The 16,741-nt window shown below is 54.8% G+C and carries 16 protein-coding genes; 12 read left to right on the top strand and 4 right to left on the bottom strand.

Annotated features, from left to right (window positions below; all coding sequences use genetic code 11):
- Positions 1-24 precede the first annotated feature (24 nt).
- From HMPREF1141_RS03000 to HMPREF1141_RS02980, 5 genes are all read left to right on the top strand, one after another.
- Entirely contained in the window at positions 25-1,056 is a 1,032-nt protein-coding gene (locus HMPREF1141_RS03000) for an ABC transporter substrate-binding protein (RefSeq protein WP_009060918.1), read from the top strand.
- A 241-nt stretch (positions 1,057-1,297) separates the two neighbouring features.
- On the top strand, positions 1,298-2,338 hold the full coding sequence (locus tag HMPREF1141_RS02995; RefSeq protein ID WP_009060889.1) for an ABC transporter substrate-binding protein: 1,041 nt from the start codon (positions 1,298-1,300) through the stop codon (positions 2,336-2,338).
- 139 nt (positions 2,339-2,477) lie between these two features.
- Positions 2,478-3,482: an ABC transporter permease gene (locus HMPREF1141_RS02990; protein WP_009060845.1), complete on the top strand. Its 1,005-nt coding sequence runs from the start codon at positions 2,478-2,480 to the stop codon at positions 3,480-3,482.
- Positions 3,483-3,494: 12 nt separating this feature from the next.
- Entirely contained in the window at positions 3,495-4,289 is a 795-nt protein-coding gene (locus HMPREF1141_RS02985) for an ATP-binding cassette domain-containing protein (protein ID WP_009060864.1), read from the top strand.
- A gap of 88 nt (positions 4,290-4,377) precedes the next feature.
- A complete protein-coding gene (locus tag HMPREF1141_RS02980) occupies positions 4,378-4,902 on the top strand; it encodes a hypothetical protein (protein ID WP_035316472.1) in 525 nt (174 codons plus the stop codon).
- Positions 4,903-4,988: 86 nt separating this feature from the next.
- Here HMPREF1141_RS02980 and HMPREF1141_RS02975 read toward each other — a convergent pair whose 3' ends face one another.
- The 4 genes from HMPREF1141_RS02975 to HMPREF1141_RS02960 all read right to left on the bottom strand — a co-directional run bounded on the left by HMPREF1141_RS02975 (position 4,989) and on the right by HMPREF1141_RS02960 (position 7,896).
- Positions 4,989-5,429, bottom strand: a complete 441-nt coding sequence (locus HMPREF1141_RS02975; protein WP_009060842.1) for an Hsp20/alpha crystallin family protein — start codon at positions 5,427-5,429, stop codon at positions 4,989-4,991.
- Between the two features lie 436 nt (positions 5,430-5,865).
- The gene (locus tag HMPREF1141_RS02970; protein ID WP_009060875.1) at positions 5,866-6,735 is read right to left on the bottom strand and encodes a DUF4261 domain-containing protein; all 870 of its coding nucleotides are present in this window, start codon (positions 6,733-6,735) and stop codon (positions 5,866-5,868) included.
- 7 nt (positions 6,736-6,742) lie between these two features.
- Entirely contained in the window at positions 6,743-7,318 is a 576-nt protein-coding gene (locus HMPREF1141_RS02965; RefSeq protein ID WP_009060917.1) for an ankyrin repeat domain-containing protein, read from the bottom strand.
- A 74-nt stretch (positions 7,319-7,392) separates the two neighbouring features.
- Positions 7,393-7,896, bottom strand: coding sequence for a flavin reductase (locus HMPREF1141_RS02960; RefSeq protein WP_009060821.1), 504 nt, complete (start codon positions 7,894-7,896; stop codon positions 7,393-7,395).
- 261 nt (positions 7,897-8,157) lie between these two features.
- Here HMPREF1141_RS02960 and HMPREF1141_RS02955 point away from each other — a divergent pair, with 261 nt between their 5' ends.
- The 7 genes from HMPREF1141_RS02955 to argF all read left to right on the top strand — a co-directional run bounded on the left by HMPREF1141_RS02955 (position 8,158) and on the right by argF (position 16,725).
- A complete protein-coding gene (locus HMPREF1141_RS02955; protein WP_009060816.1) occupies positions 8,158-9,378 on the top strand; it encodes an argininosuccinate synthase in 1,221 nt (406 codons plus the stop codon).
- 93 nt (positions 9,379-9,471) lie between these two features.
- Complete coding sequence (gene argH / locus HMPREF1141_RS02950; protein ID WP_009060809.1) at positions 9,472-10,851, top strand: argininosuccinate lyase; 1,380 nt, start codon at positions 9,472-9,474, stop codon at positions 10,849-10,851.
- 595 nt (positions 10,852-11,446) lie between these two features.
- Positions 11,447-12,481: an N-acetyl-gamma-glutamyl-phosphate reductase gene (argC, locus tag HMPREF1141_RS02940; protein ID WP_009060830.1), complete on the top strand. Its 1,035-nt coding sequence runs from the start codon at positions 11,447-11,449 to the stop codon at positions 12,479-12,481.
- Positions 12,482-12,511: 30 nt separating this feature from the next.
- Positions 12,512-13,732: a bifunctional glutamate N-acetyltransferase/amino-acid acetyltransferase ArgJ gene (gene argJ, locus HMPREF1141_RS02935; protein ID WP_009060855.1), complete on the top strand. Its 1,221-nt coding sequence runs from the start codon at positions 12,512-12,514 to the stop codon at positions 13,730-13,732.
- A gap of 32 nt (positions 13,733-13,764) precedes the next feature.
- Complete coding sequence (gene argB, locus HMPREF1141_RS02930; protein WP_009060880.1) at positions 13,765-14,622, top strand: acetylglutamate kinase; 858 nt, start codon at positions 13,765-13,767, stop codon at positions 14,620-14,622.
- A gap of 19 nt (positions 14,623-14,641) precedes the next feature.
- Positions 14,642-15,826 carry an aspartate aminotransferase family protein gene (locus tag HMPREF1141_RS02925; RefSeq protein WP_009060847.1) on the top strand — a complete coding sequence of 395 codons (1,185 nt, stop codon included), beginning with the start codon at positions 14,642-14,644 and terminating at the stop codon, positions 15,824-15,826.
- The gene (gene argF, locus HMPREF1141_RS02920) at positions 15,823-16,725 is read left to right on the top strand and encodes an ornithine carbamoyltransferase (protein WP_009060912.1); all 903 of its coding nucleotides are present in this window, start codon (positions 15,823-15,825) and stop codon (positions 16,723-16,725) included. The genes HMPREF1141_RS02925 and argF overlap by 4 nt, the downstream gene beginning before the upstream one ends.
- The last annotated feature ends 16 nt before the right edge of the window (positions 16,726-16,741 follow it).

Here is a 16,741-nt window from a genome sequence, read left to right as displayed (position 1 = left end):
AGCGTACCGCAAAAGGAGGAGAATATGAAACAATTCAGAAAAATGATCGCAGTGGTTCTGACGGTTGCGATGGCGGCTTCTTTGGGCGCGTGCGGGAACGGCGGCGCGGCTTCTTCATCCGCTGCGGCTTCTGCGGCCAATTCTGCCGAAGGCGGAAAGATGATCAATATCGGTGTGGCTCAGCTGCTGACTCACCCGGCGATGGATGCTTCTTTGAAGGGCTTTAAGGATGGCCTCGCCTCTCAGGGCTTTGAGGAAGGCAAAAACGTTACTTATGATATTCAAAACGCGCAGGGTGAGCAGTCGAACTGCATCACTATCGCGAATACTTTCGCGAATAAAAAGCCCGATCTGATCCTCGCAATCGCGACTCCGGCGGCGCAGGCCGTGGCGAAAGTAATTACAGATACCCCGGTGATGATTACGGCGGTGACAGATCCGGCGGATGCAAAGCTCGTGGCCAGCAATGAAAAGCCCGGCGGAAATGTTTCCGGCACCAGCGACAAAACGCCGGTGAAGGAGCAGATCGAAATGCTCAAGGAAATCGTGCCCGACGTACAGACGGTCGGCATCATGTATACCTCCAGCGAAACAAACAGCCAGCTGCAGGCCAAATGGGCCAAGGCAGCCTGCGAGGAGCTGGGCCTGAAGTATCAGGAGTTCACCATTTCGAACACGAATGAGATTCAGCAGGTCGCGCAGTCGATGGTCGGCAAGGTGCAGGCGGTTTACATCCCCACCGACAACATTCTGGCTTCCGGCATGAAGAACGTGGCTGCGGTCACCAATTCCGCAAAGCTGCCCCTGATCGTTGCTGAGGTCGGCCCGGTACAGAACGGCGGTCTTTGCACCGTGGGCATCAACTACGAAAAGCTCGGCTACCAGACCGGCCTGATGGCCGCGAAGGTGCTCAAGGGCGAGGCGAAGCCCGCCGACATGGCGATCGAATACCAGACCGAATACACCATTTCTTACAACAGCGCGGTTGCAAAGCAGCTGGGAATTACTCTCCCCGAGAGGATCCTCAAGGGCGAAGATGTAGCGGCGGCAAAATAATAAAGAAAAATCCGGTGCTTGTTGCCGGGTCAAGGCAGGCGGAACGCATTCCGCCTGCCTTTTTTTGTCTGTCTCATTGATGAAAAGCAGAGAAAATGCGAGGTTTCGCCTCCTTTGCGGAAGAAAGCGAGAAATCGGTACTTGACATTTTTTTCGGGGCAGAGTAAAATACAGCTATTGATTTGATGCTTTAAAACAATGAACGCTTCACTTAGATAAAGCGTCTTTGAGGAGGACGAATATGAAAATAAAAAACAAAATCGCCGCGACAGCGTTGGCTGCGGTGATGGCGATGTCTGTCACAGCCTGCGGGAATGCAGGCAGCGCCTCGTCTGCGGCTGCGGAGAATTCCGCTGCGGGCGGCAAAACGATCAGCGTCGGCGTGGCACAGCTGGTGACCCATCCTTCTCTGGATGCTTCGCTGAAAGGCTTTCAGCAGGCATTGACGGATGCGGGCTATGTGGAAGGACAAAACGTTATCTATGATGTGCAGAACGCGCAGGGCGAACAGGCCAACTGTGTGACAATCGCAAATACTTTGGCGAATAAAAAGCCGGATCTGATTCTGGCGATCGGTACTCCCGCCGCGCAGGCCGTGGCGAAGGTCATCACCGATACCCCGATTCTGATTACCGCCATCACTGATCCTGCGGATGCAAAGCTGGTGGCCAGCAATGAAAAGCCCGGCGGAAATGTTTCCGGCACCAGCGACAAAACGCCGGTGAAGGAACAGCTCGAAATGCTCAAAACGCTCGTCCCCGAACTGGAGACGGTGGGCTTTTTGTACAGCTCCAGCGAAACAAACAGCAAGCTGCAGATCGAGTGGGCCAAGGCGGCCTGCGACGAGCTTGGCCTGAAGTATAAGGATTTTACCGCTTCGAACTCCAACGAGGTGCAGCAGGTCACGCAGTCCATGGTTGGTAAGGTGCAGGGCGTGTATATTCCCACCGATAACCTGATGGCTTCGAACATGAAAAACGTGACTTCCGTCACCTCTGCAAACAAACTGCCGGTGGTGCCGGGCGCGATCGGTATGGTAACTGACGGCGGAACCTGCACGGTGGGCCTCAATTACGAAAAGCTTGGCTATCAGACCGGCCAAATGGCGATTAAGGTGCTGAAAGGCGAGGCAAAAGTTGGCGATATGCCCATCGAGTACCAGGATCAGCTGGATGTTTACTACAACAGCGAAGCGGCTGCCAAAATGGGCATGGTGCTTCCGGATTCCATCACCAAGAACGGTCAGGACGCCTTGGCTTCCGCCGCTTCTTCCCAGAAATAAAGGGTTGCAATCTCCCTTAAATTCGTTTACAATAATTAATTGAATGTTCCCGTGTTTTGCCTGCGCAAAATGCGGAGTTCAGGCGGTGGGGCGGCTCACCGCCTGAAACTGTTATTAATACACGGAATAGAGGAACGATATGGAGCTAATGAATTTACTGGGGGCCGTTCACGGCGCGGTGGCCCAGGGTGTTTTGTGGGGAATTATGACGCTCGGCGTTTACATTACCTTCCGGATTCTGGACTTTCCGGATCTGACGGTTGACGGTTCGTTCGCTACCGGCGGCGCGATTTCCGCCATTCTGACCGAGAGCGGGATGAACCCTTTTCTTACGTTGATTTTTTCGCTGATGGGCGGTATGCTCTGCGGATTTATTACCGGCTTTTTGAATACGAAAATGAAAATCCCGGGAATCCTCGCGGGGATTTTAACCATGACGGCGCTGTATTCGATCAATCTGCGCGTCATGCACGACAGGGCCAACGTCCCCCTGCTCGGTGTGGATACGGTGGACGTGCAGGTGGGTGGCTGGCTGCCCATGCTCTCCCGCTATAACGCGCAGCTTCTGCTGGGCGGCGTGGTCGCGGTTGCGATGATCTTCCTGCTTTACTGGTTTTTTGGAACCGAGCTGGGCAGTGCCATCCGGGCGACCGGCAACAATCCCCATATGGTGCGCTCGCTTGGTGTGAATACCGACACCATGGTCATTCTGGCTCTGGTGCTGTCAAACGGTCTTGTCGGCCTCTCCGGCGCTTTGGTGGCGCAGGTGCAGGGCTTCGGCGATGTGAGCATGGGCATCGGCACCATCGTAATCGGCCTTGCTTCCGTTATTATCGGCGAAGTGCTTCTGGGGCGCATCATGGGCTTCTTGCCGCGCCTGATCGCCATGATCGCTGGCTCGGTGGTTTACCGCATCATCATTGCCGTGGTTCTGTTCTACGGCCTGAAATCGCAGGATATGAAGCTGCTGTCCTCCATCGTGGTGGCGCTGGCACTGTTTACGCCTACCATGAGCAGAATGTTCCAGGATTCTATGGCTCGCCGCGCGGCGAACAGCCCGGGCAGAATGGTGCCCGACAAGGCTTTTGAGGACGCGATCGACGATTCGGACAAGGATCCTGACGAGCCGAACCAACAGGGTTAAGGAGGAATGGCAATGCTGAAACTGACAAATGTATGCCGTACCTTCAATAAGGGCACGGTCAATGAAAAAAGGGCGCTGGTCAATCTGAACCTTCACCTGAAGCCGGGCGATTTCGCCACGATCATTGGCGGAAACGGCGCGGGCAAAAGTACCCTGCTGAACCTGATCGCCGGGGTGTTCCCCTGTGACGGCGGCAAAATTGAGCTGGATGGGCAGGATATCACTTTCCTGCCGGAATTTAAACGCGCAAAGCTGCTGGGCCGTGTGTTTCAGGACCCGATGCGCGGCACGGCGGGCAGCATGTGGATTGAAGAGAACCTTGCGCTGGCCAACCGCCGCGGCCAAAGCCGCACGCTGCGCTGGGGCATTACGAAAGAGGAAAGAGCCGCCTACCGCGAACAGCTGAAGGTGCTGGAGCTTGGTCTGGAGGATCGCCTGAACAGTAAGGTGGGCCTGCTTTCCGGCGGTCAGCGTCAGGCGCTGACGCTTTTGATGGCGACGCTGCAAAAGCCGAAGCTGCTGCTGCTCGACGAGCACACCGCTGCGCTGGACCCCAAAACGGCGGCGACAGTTCTGCGCCTGACCGATGAGTTTATCAAGCGCGACAATTTGACCGCGCTGATGGTCACGCACAATATGAAGGACGCTCTGGCCTACGGCAACCGTATCATCATGATGAACGAGGGCCGTATCCTGTTCGATATTGAGGGCGAGGAAAAGAAAAACCTGACGGTGGAGGAGCTGCTCAAACGGTTCCAGTCTGCGCAGGGTGATGCGCTGGTGAACGACCGGATGCTGCTTTCCTGACCAATCTTTTCGCTTGTTTTTCAAAAAGGCTTGCTTTGCAGGCCTTTTTTTCTGTATGATGGAGAATATGAGGGGAGAGGGAAGCACAATGACAAAACTATTGCTTGGTACTATTTTTCTGTTTCTGGATTACAGCCTTCCGTTTGGGAATGGCGTGCTGGGGCTGCTGCCGGATTTTGTAGGGTACGCGCTGCTCTGGTTCGGCGCAAAGGAACTGGATTCGTACGGCGACCGATTTGAGGACACCCGCCTGTATTCGCTGATTCTGTTGCCTGTCACCGGCATCATTTACGTGCTGGACGCGCTGGGTGTGACGAATTTACTGGGGGTGTATGGTCTGCTGGCGCTGCGGGTTCTGATGACCTGCGCCGCACTGTTTGTTTCGTACTGTCTGATTTTTGCGATTAATCAGGTGGAGGTAAAGCTGCGCCGCCCGATGGATACGGTACAGCTGATGGATTCCTGGAGGGTTTCGGCTCTGTTTTTGGCGATGGCCTATGTTATGCTGCTGGTGTCATTCCTGGCCAGATTCAGTTCTATGGTGTTGCTGGCGGCAGGACTTTATTATGTTATCTGCTTTGCGAGGTCTTGGCTGAAGTACCTAAAAAAGTAATCGGACAGAAAAAAGCCCGTTCCGGCTGAAAGCCGGAACGGGCTTTTTGATTGTTCGTGGAGAGGCATTGCTCTGCCGCGCTCGGTTTATTGAATCGAGATTTCAGAAGAACTCGGCAGAGCCTTTGCGTTCTTCTTGGGCAAGGAAAGTGTTAAAATACCGTTTTCGTATCTTGCGCTGACTTCTTCGGGCCTTACATCACCGACATAGAAGCTGCGTGAGCAGGAGCCGCTGTAACGCTCCTGGCGGATATACTGGCCATCCTTATCTTTTTCTTCTTTGCTCATACCCTTTGAAGCGCTGATGGTCAGGTAATGATTGCTGAGATCCACATGGATTTCATCCTTCTGGAAACCGGGCAGGTCTACCGCCAGCTCATACGCCTGAGGCAGCTCCTTCACATCGGTTTTCATCAGATTCTGGCCGCGTCTGCCATACAGCGGGTTACGGCCGCCGAAGAGGCTTTTTTCAAACGGGTCTTCAAAAAAGTTATCAAATAGATTTTCACCAAAAAGGCTGGGCAACATAAATCATTCCTCCTATCAAATTCTGATCTTCATGCCCACTTAGAAGCTCTTGATTAGGATCTTCTTTCTTGGTACGTCTATACTATAATACGCAGAATTAGCACTGTCAACACGAGAGTGCTAATTTTAACAGAAAGTTTAATCTTCATGCGAAGAAAAGTCATATTTGGGCAGGCTTGCTCCTCAGGCAGGGCCGGGCCCTTCCTTTCTTGCGAAAAGAAAGGAAGCAAAGACTCGCCAAGGCTCCTCCCTTGGAAGGTCTTTGCCTACTTTCGCCCTTTCGCGAAAATAGGTGCTCGCCCCGGCACGAAGGGCAAGCACCGCACAACCAGAAATTCCCGTGCGGGAACCATATAGAAAAACGGTTCTCCCACAAAAATAAAATTGTGAAATAAAATCGCCCGGGGCAAGCTCTGTTGGAGAAGAACGAAATTCGTCAGCGGTTGCCGCCTGCATATTTGCCTGCATGGATATCCAACACCATACGGGCGGGGCCGGCCAGAGCGTCTTCCCGCCGGCAGCGCCATTTTTCGTGGGTGAGCCCCTCTACGGTGTTGCCGTCCTCAATCACATCTCCGCTGCGGTACAGGTAGGCGGCCAGATTATACAGGTAACCCGCCATATCGTTGGGGTCCAAATCCTTACAATGACATTGCAGGTCCGGCAGGCCGATGGGCGTGAGGCCGAGCGTGTCGAATACCATTTCGTCCGAGCTGTTGACGTTGAAGAAGCGTACATTTACACCGCCGTCTAAAAAATGAAGCTCTTTTGATTGCCAGCGGGTGTTCAGAAAATCCTCGCGCGTGGTAAGTCGCTGGCTGTGGGGCCAATAGATGCCGATGCACGCGGGGAACAGCTCCAGAATCAGGTCGGCATACTCCGCCATAATTTGAAAGCGCTCCATGACCGGCAGGTTTGCGGCAAGCATGTTGCTGGCCATAATGGAGTATCGGCACCGCGCAAGCCATTCCTCTTTATCGGGCAGGTCCCAGAATTGCGCGGTGATCTGTTCGTTCCACAGCTCTTGGTCAAATTTGTTCGCTCCATATAGAACCAGCTGGGAGGGAACGCTTTTCTCCTCCTTTGCGTAGTAGGCAGGATGCTCCCACAGGGCAGCCCCCAGCAGCTCACCGGGCTGCGCGGGCATCTTGGGATTTTCTGCGATCAGTTCCACCTCGCCGAAGGTTCGGGTGAGCGCGCCGCGGAATTCCTCCAAAGACGGCATCGTAACAGGAGCCTCAAAAAGCGGCATGAAAAAATAAACGGAATGCCAGTGGTCTACAAATGAATCGGTGCGGTTTTCCATGGGAATGTCAATCCTCTCTATATTTCTCATTCAGGGCGAGGGCGGTTTTCTGTTTTTCCTTATCTTTTAACAACAATTTCATTCTGTCCGTCCCTCGCTCATGGAGTAAAGTTCTGACACATACACCTGATTTGTTGACGATATCAAGGCCAATATCTTGTGATAAAATCTCTTCGAGGAACTTCATGCCTTCTTCTGTGTGTCGTTTCAGAAGCTCCAGGCAAAGGGAGAGCAGAGCGGAGTCTCCATATTTTTTATCCACATGGTTTAAATCAGCGCTGTGTTTGATTAATAACCGGGCGACTGGAATAGCGGCATCAAAATTGATATTTGCGGCGAGATAATGTAACTCATTGCAGCCGTCTTTCGAAATAATATTTATTTTCGCTCCTTCATCAAGCAGATATTTGGCGATGTCAAATTTTCTGCCGATCAATGCCTTCTGCAATAAACTGATTCCGTTCGCATCAGTCTGCTCAAGAACGTCACCTAAGCTTTGAGTCTGCATACTGAGTTTCTGATTTAAATCATCCAGTGAGCCAAATTGGGTGATGGTTCCATAATCTGCTTTCTGTAGATTCATAATTCAACTCCTGCGGCTTTTATGGCAAGGCAAAAGCCGCTCCTCAGGCGGGGGCGGCTTCGGAAGCTTTGTGGTTATTTTTTTTGCAAAATTTCTACGATTTCACCCTGGAAAATGTGGTGGTAATCCTTCTCGGGGTACCACTGGCCGTCGAGGGCAGGATCGATAAACCCGGCAGGGTCAAGCTTCTGGCAGTGCAGCTTGCGGCAGATCAGCACCAGCTTTGCTTCTTGAAAATACGGTGCTTTCGCGTCAAAGGCAGGGGTCAGCCCGCTCTCCTTTGCCTTGTCTACGTCGCGGCCTGAATGAGCGCCGCAGTAGGCCAGCGCTTTTTTGTAGGAGTCCTCGAAAAAGTTCAGGGCATAATATTCCTGTTCATTCACAAATTCCAGAGTGTACCGCTGCGGGCGAATATAGACACTGGCTACGTTTTTGCCCCAGAATACTCCCAGGGCTCCCCAGCTGGCGGTCATCATGTTATATTTCTGCTCGGTCCCTGCGGAAATCAGCATCCATTCTTTGCCGATCAGGGTGAAGGGGTTGATCGACAGGTCTTCCGGCTTGATTTTCTCCAACATTATCGTAACCTCCATTTTTGATTCGTTTCATTTTTATCATACCCACCATATGGAAAAAATGCAAGCGGATTTTGCGGTGCACGAGCCTGACATGGGAATTATTCATTCTATCCAAACGGGGCAAGCTTTTGGGTCAATCTTTGTCGCGAATGGATAAATTGAATAATTATGCAAAATGGGGTTGATTTTTTGAACTTAAAGCGTATAATTAAACACAAGACTTAGCGTGGAAAAAAGATTGATGAAAAAGGAGTGCTACTTATGGCAAAGCAAATCAAGAAAATTGTGCTGGCGTATTCCGGCGGCTTAGATACATCTGTCATCATCCCCTGGCTGAAGGAAAATTATGAGGACTGCGAGATCATCGCGGTGGCCGCGGATGTTGGTCAGGGCGACGGCGAGCTGGCCGGTCTGGAAGAAAAGGCGAGAAAAACCGGCGCTTCCAAGCTGTATATTGCAGACCTGAAAAAGACCTTTGTCGAGGATTACATCTGGCCGACCCTGAAGGCGAATGCGGTTTACGAGAGCAAATATCTGCTGGGCACTTCTTTTGCAAGACCCATCATCGCAAAGCGGCTCGTCGAGATCGCCAAGGCTGAGGGCGCGGACGCCATCTGCCACGGCTGCACCGGCAAGGGCAATGATCAGGTTCGGTTTGAGCTGACCATCAAGGCGCTGGCCCCTGAAATGACTGTTATCGCTCCGTGGAGAGTATGGGACATCAAATCCAGAGAAGAAGAGATCGAGTATGCGGAATCCCACAATATTCCGCTGAGCTTTACGAAGGAAACCAGCTATTCCAAGGATAAGAACCTGTGGCATCTGTCGCACGAGGGTCTTGATCTGGAAAACCCGGCAAATGAGCCGCACTACAATAAAGAAGGCTTTTTGGAGCTGGGCGTTTCGCCCGAGCAGGCCCCCGATGAGCCGACCTATATCACCCTTTCGTTTGAAAAGGGTGTGCCCACAAAGCTCAATGGCGAGGCGCTCGACGGCGTTGCGCTGATCGGGAAGCTGAACGAGCTGGGCGGCAAGAACGGCATCGGCATTGTCGATCTGGTGGAAAACCGGCTGGTCGGCATGAAATCCCGCGGTGTGTATGAAACTCCCGGCGGCGCGATCCTGTACCACGCGCACAACAAGCTGGAGGAGATCACGCTCGACAAAGAAACGTATCATTACAAGCAGGGAATCAGCTTGAAGTTTGCTGATATCGTGTACAACGGCCAGTGGTTCACTCCGCTGCGTCAGGCGCTTTCCGCCTTTGTGGACAGCACCCAGCAGTATGTGACCGGCGATGTGAAGCTCAAGCTGTACAAGGGCAACATCATCGATGCCGGCGTAACCTCTCCCTACTCCCTGTATGACGAAGAAGTCGCCACGTTCAGCGAGGATCAGGTTTACAACCAGGCGGATGCCACAGGCTTTATCAACCTGTTCGGTCTGCCGCTGAAGGTGATGGCGCAGAAGAGAAAATCATAATCCTGCCGGCTTCGGCGTGGGATTTGGCGGGAGGCGGACAACATTTTGTTCGCCCCCGTCTGCTTTTCAGAACAAAATGACGGAGGCAATCACATGAAGCTTTGGACAGGACGGTTCCAAAAAGAAGTTGACCCGAAAACAAATGATTTTAACTCTTCCATTTCCTTCGACAGCCGAATGGCGAAAGAAGATATCGAAGGCAGCATCGCCCATGCAACCATGCTGGGCACATGCGGCGTGATCGAGCAGCACGAGGCGGATGTCATCTGTGACGGCCTCATGGACATCTGGCAGGACATTGAGAGCGGCAAGCTTGCGATCGACCCGAATGCGGAGGATATTCACACCTTCGTGGAGGGCGAGCTGACTGCCCGCGTGGGCGACGCGGGCAAGCGCCTGCACACCGCCCGCAGCCGCAATGATCAGGTGGCGCTCGATCTGCGCTGCTACCTGAAAAAGGAATGCGGCGTGCTGCAGGCGCAGCTTCAGCAGCTGATCGAGGTGCTGTGCCGCAAGGCGATTTTGCACAGCGAGGACGTAATGCCCGGTTATACGCACATGCAGCGGGCGCAGCCGATCACCTTTGGGCACCACCTGATGGCCTATGCGGAGATGTTCCTGCGCGACGTAGAGCGCATCGGCGACGCGTACAAACGCATGGATGTGTTGCCGCTTGGCTCCGGCGCTCTGGCGGGGACGACTTACCCCTTAAACCGTGAGATGACTGCCCGTCTGCTGGGCTTTTCGGGCGTAAGCCAGAACAGTCTGGACGGTGTTGCCGACCGCGATTTCTGTGTAGAGCTGGCCGCGGCCGTGTCGCTCGCGATGGTGCACCTTTCCCGCTTTTCAGAGGAGATCATCCTCTGGTGCTCGTGGGAATTCAAGTTTGTAGAGCTGGATGACGCATTTTCTACCGGCTCAAGCATCATGCCGCAGAAGAAAAACCCGGATATTGCTGAACTGGTGCGCGGTAAATCGGGCCGTGTATTCGGCGATTTGATGACGCTGCTGACGATGCTCAAGGGTCTTCCCCTTGCGTACAACAAGGATATGCAGGAGGATAAGGAAGCCATTTTCGACGCCGTGGACACCCTAAAGCTTTGCCTGACGCCGTTCATCCCGATGATTGAAACGATGAAGGTGCTGCCGCAGAATATGCGCGCGGCGGCGGCCAGGGGCTTTATCAACGCGACAGACTGCGCGGATTATCTGGTGGGCAAGGGCCTGCCGTTCCGCGATGCCTATAAAATTACAGGCGCTCTGGTGGCCCAGTGCATCGCCGGGGGCGAGACGCTGGAGACCCTGCCCCTTTCGGAATACCAGAAAGCGTGCCCCGCGTTTGACGATGGCGTATATCAGGCCATTTCGCTTGAAACTTGTGTGGCAGGGCGAAAGGTAACAGGTGCGCCCGCCCCCGAAAATGTGCGGGCACAGGCGGAGCGGGTACTGAAGCTTTTGGAACAGGCAGGCTGAGCCTGCACGCACGTCGCGGGCGGGTTAAACCCGCTGATACGTTGTGGATCAGTTCGTAAAAAGAAAGTGTTCGTTTCCACGCGGAAACAATTTTGAGAAAAGTTGCTGAAAGAAAATCTGCGGGCCAACGAGAGCGCTCTGAAAATGCCCGCCGACGGACGAAAGCACGAAGCTGTTGATTTGCAATTGCCAGGAGAGTGGGCGTTTTCATTGGAGCGCCTTGCAGACAGCTTTTGTCTGCGCAATCAGGGGATGTTCCCCAAAACGGATTCCAAAGGTGTCCTTTGGCGAGCCTTTGCCTACTTTTGCCTCGCGGCGAAAGTAGGTGCCCGCCCCGGCATGAGGGGCAGGGCTGCGCCAGCAGAATTCCTACGCGGGAGAACTCGCAGAAAAAATTCGCTTTTAATAACAAAAAACAAGCCCGCTCCGGCATGAGGGCAAGGTTGCGCCAGCAGACAGGCTGGGCTTGCGGTCACATTGCGGGGAAGCCGCATCACATAAAGAAAAGCTCGTTCTATAAAATGCAAAGGTATCTGCTTTCTACAACAGAAAAATATAAAAAATAAAAAGAAATACCCATGAGGAGGAATGAAACATGATCAAAGCGGGAGTCATCGGCGCCACAGGTTATGCGGGGGCTGAACTCGTTCGTTTGCTGTTGGCCCACCCACAGGCGGAGCTTGCGGCTATCAGTTCAGTCAGCTTTACCGGGCAGGCACTCAGCGAGGTGTACCCGGCGTACCTTGGCCGATGTGACATGACCTGTACCGATCAGGAAGAGGTCATTGAAAAAAGCGATATGATTTTCGCCGCGCTCCCTCATGGGCTTTCCCAGGAGCTGGCGCAGCAGTGTCACGATAAGGGCCGTGCGTTTATTGACTTGGGCGCGGATTTCCGTCTGGAGGATGAGGCGGAATATACCGAGTGGTACGGCGGCGGTTTTTTGAGTAAGGAACTGCACAGCGAGGCGGCCTATGGCCTGCCGGAGCTGTTCCGCGAGAACATCAAAGGCAAGCGCCTGGTCGCGAACCCCGGCTGCTACACCACGGCGGTGCCGCTGGCGCTGGCCCCGGCGGTGAAAAATGGGCTGGTAGAGCTTTCGGGTATTATCGCGGACTGTAAGTCCGGTGTGACGGGCGCGGGCCGCAAGCCTGCCCAAAACACACACTATCCCGAGCTCAATGAGGGCTTTTCTGCCTATAAGGTAGCAAATCACCGTCACACTCCCGAAATGGAGCAGACCTTGTCGCACGTGGCGGGAGAAAAAATCCACTTGACCTTTGTGCCGCATCTGCTGCCGATCAACCGCGGCATTCTGGCTACCTGCTATGCTTCCCTCAAACCGGGGGTCACACAGGAGCAGCTCCGCGAGGCGTATGAAGAGGCGTATGCAAACGAACCGTTTCTCCGTCTTTTGCCAAAGGGCATGAGCGCGGATATCAAGAACGTGCGGTATTCGAACTTCTGCGATGTATCGCTGTTTACAGACCCGCGCTGCGGGCAGCTGGTTGCGATTTCGGCCATCGACAATATGGTCAAGGGCGCGGCCGGGCAGGCGGTGCAGAACATGAATCTGATTTTTGGCTTAGAAGAAACCGCCGGGCTCTTGATGATGCCCCCGGCATTTTAACACGGCAGAGCAGGAAAGGGGAAATCCAACATGAGTTTTGAATGGATTGAGGGCGGCGTAACAGCGGCCAAAGGGTTTTTGGCGGGCGGCGTTTACTGCGGTATCCGCAAAAATAAAACCAAGAGCGACCTCGCGATGATTTACAGCGAAACCCCCTGCTCGGCAGCGGGAGCGTACACCCAGAACCTTGTAAAAGGCGCGCCGGTGGTCGTCACAAAGAAAAATCTGGAAAACGGCATGGCGCAGGCAGTGATCTGCAACAGCGGCAACGCCAACACCTGCAACGCCGACGGCGAGGAAAAGGCAATGGAGATGTGCCGGATCACCGGAGAGGCACTCGGCATTCCGGCAGAGAATGTGATCGTCGCCTCCACGGGCGTGATCGGGCAGATTCTGCCGATCGAGCCGATCATATCCGGTGTGCCGGAGCTGGTCAAAACGCTTTCTCCCACGGGTTCCGATGCGGCGGCAGAGGCGATCATGACGACCGACCTCGCGAAGAAGCAGGTCGCGCTGAAAGTAACAGGCGCAGGAGTGGAATTTGTGATCGGCGGTATCGCGAAAGGCTCCGGTATGATTCATCCAAACATGGCGACAATGCTCGGCTTTCTGACGACCGACGCACAGATTGCCCCGGAGGTGCTCGCAAAAGCCCTGAGTCTTGCGGTGAACGATACTTTCAACATGGTGAGTGTGGACGGCGATACCTCTACGAACGACATGGTGTCGATTCTGGCCTCCGGAAAAGCGGAAAGCGCGAAGATCGAAGCGGATGGAGAAACCTTTGCGCTGTTTGCGCAGGGCTTGAAAGAAATCTGCACCGCGCTGGCCCGGATGATCGCGAAGGATGGCGAGGGCGCGACAAAGCTTCTGGTCTGCCATGTGGAGGGCGGCAAGGATGAAGCCGCCGCAAAGGCCGCCGCGAAGAGTGTGATTTGTTCCAGCCTGGTCAAGGCCGCTATGTTCGGCGCGGACGCCAACTGGGGGCGCGTGCTGTGCGCGATCGGCTATGCCGGTGTGCCGGTGGACATCGCGAAAGTGGACCTCGATTTCGAGTCCAAGGCGGGAACCATTGCGGTATGCCGCAACGGTGCGGGTATTGAATTCGACGAGGATGTGGCGAAGAAGATTCTGGTAGAGGATGAAATCAACATCAATGTGATGCTGCACGACGGCGATGCTGCGGCCACGGCCTACGGCTGCGATTTGACCTACGATTACGTCAAGATCAACGGAGATTACCGCTCCTGACCAAACGGAGGGCGGAATAAGGATGTGAACAGATGAAAATTTCGAACAGTGACAGAGCGCAGGTGCTGGTTCGGGCGTTGCCCTACATTCAAACGCACAAAGGCAAAACCGTGGTGGTCAAATACGGCGGCAACGCCATGGTGAACGAAGACCTGAAAGCGGCCGTGATGAGCGATATCGTGCTGATGCAGCTGGTGGGCATCCATGTGGTGCTGGTACATGGCGGCGGACCCGAAATCAGCGCGATGCTGAAAAAGATCGGCAAGGAAAGCCGGTTCGTCAACGGAATGCGCTACACCGACGAAGAAACGGTAGATATTGTGCAGATGGTGCTGGCCGGAAAGGTCAATAAGGACCTGGTACAGCTGCTTGAGCGCAACAACGGCCGCGCGGTGGGCCTGTGCGGGCTCGACGGCGGCATGATCAAGGTGCAGAAGCTGCAGGCCGAAGAAGACCTTGGCTTTGTGGGTGACATCACCCATGTGAACACCTCCGTGATCACCGACGTGACCGAGGCGGGCTATGTTCCGGTCATCGCGACGGTCGGCGCGGATGAAAACGGGACGGCGTATAACATCAACGCGGATGTGGCGGCGTCGCGTATCGCGGCGGCGCTGGGCGCGGAAAAGCTGATCCTGATGACGGACATCCGCGGTCTGCTGCGCGACAAAAACGACGAAGAAACCCTCATCCCTCAGGTGAACGTCAGCGACGTGCCGCGCCTGAAAAAAGAGGGCATCATCAGCGGCGGCATGATTCCGAAGATCGACTGCTGCGTGGAGGCGGTGCGGCGCGGTGTTCCCAGAGCGCATATCATCGACGGGCGCACGCCCCATTCCATATTGATCGAGCTGTTCTCCGATGAGGGGATCGGCACTATGTTTTATTAACGGATAGGAGGGAAATGAAATGCTGTTTCAAGAGGTGCAGAACCAGGAAAAGGAATACCTGATGTCTACCTACAACCGCTTTCCGGTTGCGCTGGCGAGCGGCTCGGGTGCCAAGGCTGTGGATACCGAGGGCAAAGAGTACATCGATTTTGGCAGCGGCATCGGCGTCAATTCGCTCGGCTACTGTGATCCGCAGTGGGTCAAAGCTGTTTCGGAGCAGGCTGCGACGCTGCAGCACATCTCAAACTTATACTACAGCCCCGTCAGCATTCAGCTCGGCGAGAAGCTGTGTGGGGCCAGCGGGTTTTCCAAGGCGTTCTTTGCAAACTCCGGCGCGGAAGCAAACGAAGGCGCGATCAAGCTGGCAAGAAAATACAGCAGCGACAAATACGGCGAGGGACGCGGTACGGTCATCACGCTGATTCAGTCGTTTCACGGCCGCACAATCACTACACTGACTGCGACCGGACAAGAGAAGCACCACCAGTATTTCACTCCCTTTACCCCGGGCTTCGCGTATGCGAAAGCGAATGATCTCGAAAGCGTCAAAGCGCTGGCAGACAAAACCGTGTGTGCCGTGATGCTGGAGATGATTCAGGGCGAGGGCGGTGTGCTGCCGCTCGGCAAGGAGTTCGTACAGGGCGTAGCCGCGTTCTGCAAAGAAAACGACATTCTTCTGCTGGTGGACGAGGTGCAGACGGGCATTGCCCGTACCGGCAGCTTCTTCAGCTTTGAGCAGTACGATATTCAGCCCGACGTGGTTTCGTGCGCCAAGGGCCTGGGCGGCGGCCTGCCGATCGGCGCGGTGCTCTGCACCGAGGCGCTGAAGGACGTACTCGGCCCCGGACACCACGGGACGACCTTCGGCGGAAATCCGGTTTGCGCGGCGGGTGGTCTGGCCGTGCTCGAGCGCGTAACCGCTCCCGGCTTCCTGGAGGAGGTTCAGAAAAAGGGCGCCTACCTGCGGGAACGCCTGCTGGCCATGCCCCAGATTGCCGGAGTGCGCGGCATGGGTATGATGCTGGGCGCATCGCTCAAACAGGGTGAGGCAGGCGTCATTGCAAAAGCGTGTGTGAAGAACGGGCTGCTGATCCTGACGGCACACGACGTACTGCGGCTGCTGCCTCCGCTCACGATTTCTTACGAAGAAATCGACAAGGGCATGCAAATCCTGCAAAAGACTCTCGAGGAGGAGCTTTCATGAAACACTTGCTGAAAATGCTTGATCTGTCTGCAGAGGAGATTACAGACATCCTCAACACGGCGGATCAACTAAAATATGAAAAGAAACACAATATTCCGCACCCGCGCCTTGCAGGCAAAACGCTGGGGATGATCTTCCAGAAGGCGTCTACCAGAACGCGCGTGTCGTTTGAAACCGGCATGTACCAGCTTGGCGGGTACCCGCTGTTCCTTTCGTCCAGCGATTTGCAGATCGGCCGCGGCGAGCCGGTGCAGGATACTGCCCGCGTGCTGTCGCGGTACCTCGACGGCATCATGATCCGCACCTATGAACAGTCTGAGGTGGAGGCTCTGGCGGAGTACGGCTCGATCCCGGTCATTAACGGCCTGACGGATTTTGCCCACCCCTGCCAGGTGCTGGCAGACCTGATGACGATCCGCGAGGCGCGCGGCCAGCTCGACGGCCTGAAGATGTGCTTTATTGGCGACGGAAACAACATGCTCAATTCGCTGGCAGTCGGCGGCCTCAAGATGGGGATGAAGGTTTCGGCGGCGTGCCCCAAGGGCTACGAGCCGGACGCGCGGGTGCTGGAATTCGCGAAGGGCAACCCGAATTTCTTCCTGACCGATAAGCCCGAAGAGGCGATCGCGGGAGCGGATGTTGTGATTACCGATGTCTGGTCTTCGATGGGTATGGAAGCGGAGAAAGAGAAGCGCCAGCGCGATTTTGCCGGGTACCAGATCAATTCGGAAAACCTGAAGCTGGCCGCGCCGGAGGCAATGGTCCTGCACTGCCTGCCCGCCCACCGCGGCGAAGAGATCACCGAAGAGGTGTTCGAAGCGCACGCAGATGAAATCTTTGAGGAAGCCGAGAACCGTCTGCACGCGCAGAAGGCGGTCTTAGTAAAGCTCTTGGGGTGATTTTGAACCTGCCGCC

This window comes from Clostridium sp. MSTE9, assembly GCF_000277625.1.
In the GTDB taxonomy this organism is placed as follows: Bacteria; Bacillota; Clostridia; order Oscillospirales; family Acutalibacteraceae; genus Faecalispora; species Faecalispora jeddahensis.
This window is presented reverse-complemented; position numbering and strand designations above follow the sequence as displayed.

Bases quoted from the DNA above. Each gene is read 5' to 3' on its own strand.
- HMPREF1141_RS03000 (WP_009060918.1), top strand. From the start codon at position 25: ATGAAACAATTCAGAAAAATGATCGCAGTGGTTCTGACGGTTGCGATG.
- HMPREF1141_RS02995 (WP_009060889.1), top strand. From the start codon at position 1,298: ATGAAAATAAAAAACAAAATCGCCGCGACAGCGTTGGCTGCGGTGATG.
- HMPREF1141_RS02990 (WP_009060845.1), top strand. From the start codon at position 2,478: ATGGAGCTAATGAATTTACTGGGGGCCGTTCACGGCGCGGTGGCCCAG.
- HMPREF1141_RS02985 (WP_009060864.1), top strand. From the start codon at position 3,495: ATGCTGAAACTGACAAATGTATGCCGTACCTTCAATAAGGGCACGGTC.
- HMPREF1141_RS02980 (WP_035316472.1), top strand. From the start codon at position 4,378: ATGACAAAACTATTGCTTGGTACTATTTTTCTGTTTCTGGATTACAGC.
- HMPREF1141_RS02975 (WP_009060842.1), bottom strand. From the start codon at position 5,429: ATGTTGCCCAGCCTTTTTGGTGAAAATCTATTTGATAACTTTTTTGAA.
- HMPREF1141_RS02970 (WP_009060875.1), bottom strand. From the start codon at position 6,735: ATGGAAAACCGCACCGATTCATTTGTAGACCACTGGCATTCCGTTTAT.
- HMPREF1141_RS02965 (WP_009060917.1), bottom strand. From the start codon at position 7,318: ATGAATCTACAGAAAGCAGATTATGGAACCATCACCCAATTTGGCTCA.
- HMPREF1141_RS02960 (WP_009060821.1), bottom strand. From the start codon at position 7,896: ATGTTGGAGAAAATCAAGCCGGAAGACCTGTCGATCAACCCCTTCACC.
- HMPREF1141_RS02955 (WP_009060816.1), top strand. From the start codon at position 8,158: ATGGCAAAGCAAATCAAGAAAATTGTGCTGGCGTATTCCGGCGGCTTA.
- argH (WP_009060809.1), top strand. From the start codon at position 9,472: ATGAAGCTTTGGACAGGACGGTTCCAAAAAGAAGTTGACCCGAAAACA.
- argC (WP_009060830.1), top strand. From the start codon at position 11,447: ATGATCAAAGCGGGAGTCATCGGCGCCACAGGTTATGCGGGGGCTGAA.
- argJ (WP_009060855.1), top strand. From the start codon at position 12,512: ATGAGTTTTGAATGGATTGAGGGCGGCGTAACAGCGGCCAAAGGGTTT.
- argB (WP_009060880.1), top strand. From the start codon at position 13,765: ATGAAAATTTCGAACAGTGACAGAGCGCAGGTGCTGGTTCGGGCGTTG.
- HMPREF1141_RS02925 (WP_009060847.1), top strand. From the start codon at position 14,642: ATGCTGTTTCAAGAGGTGCAGAACCAGGAAAAGGAATACCTGATGTCT.
- argF (WP_009060912.1), top strand. From the start codon at position 15,823: ATGAAACACTTGCTGAAAATGCTTGATCTGTCTGCAGAGGAGATTACA.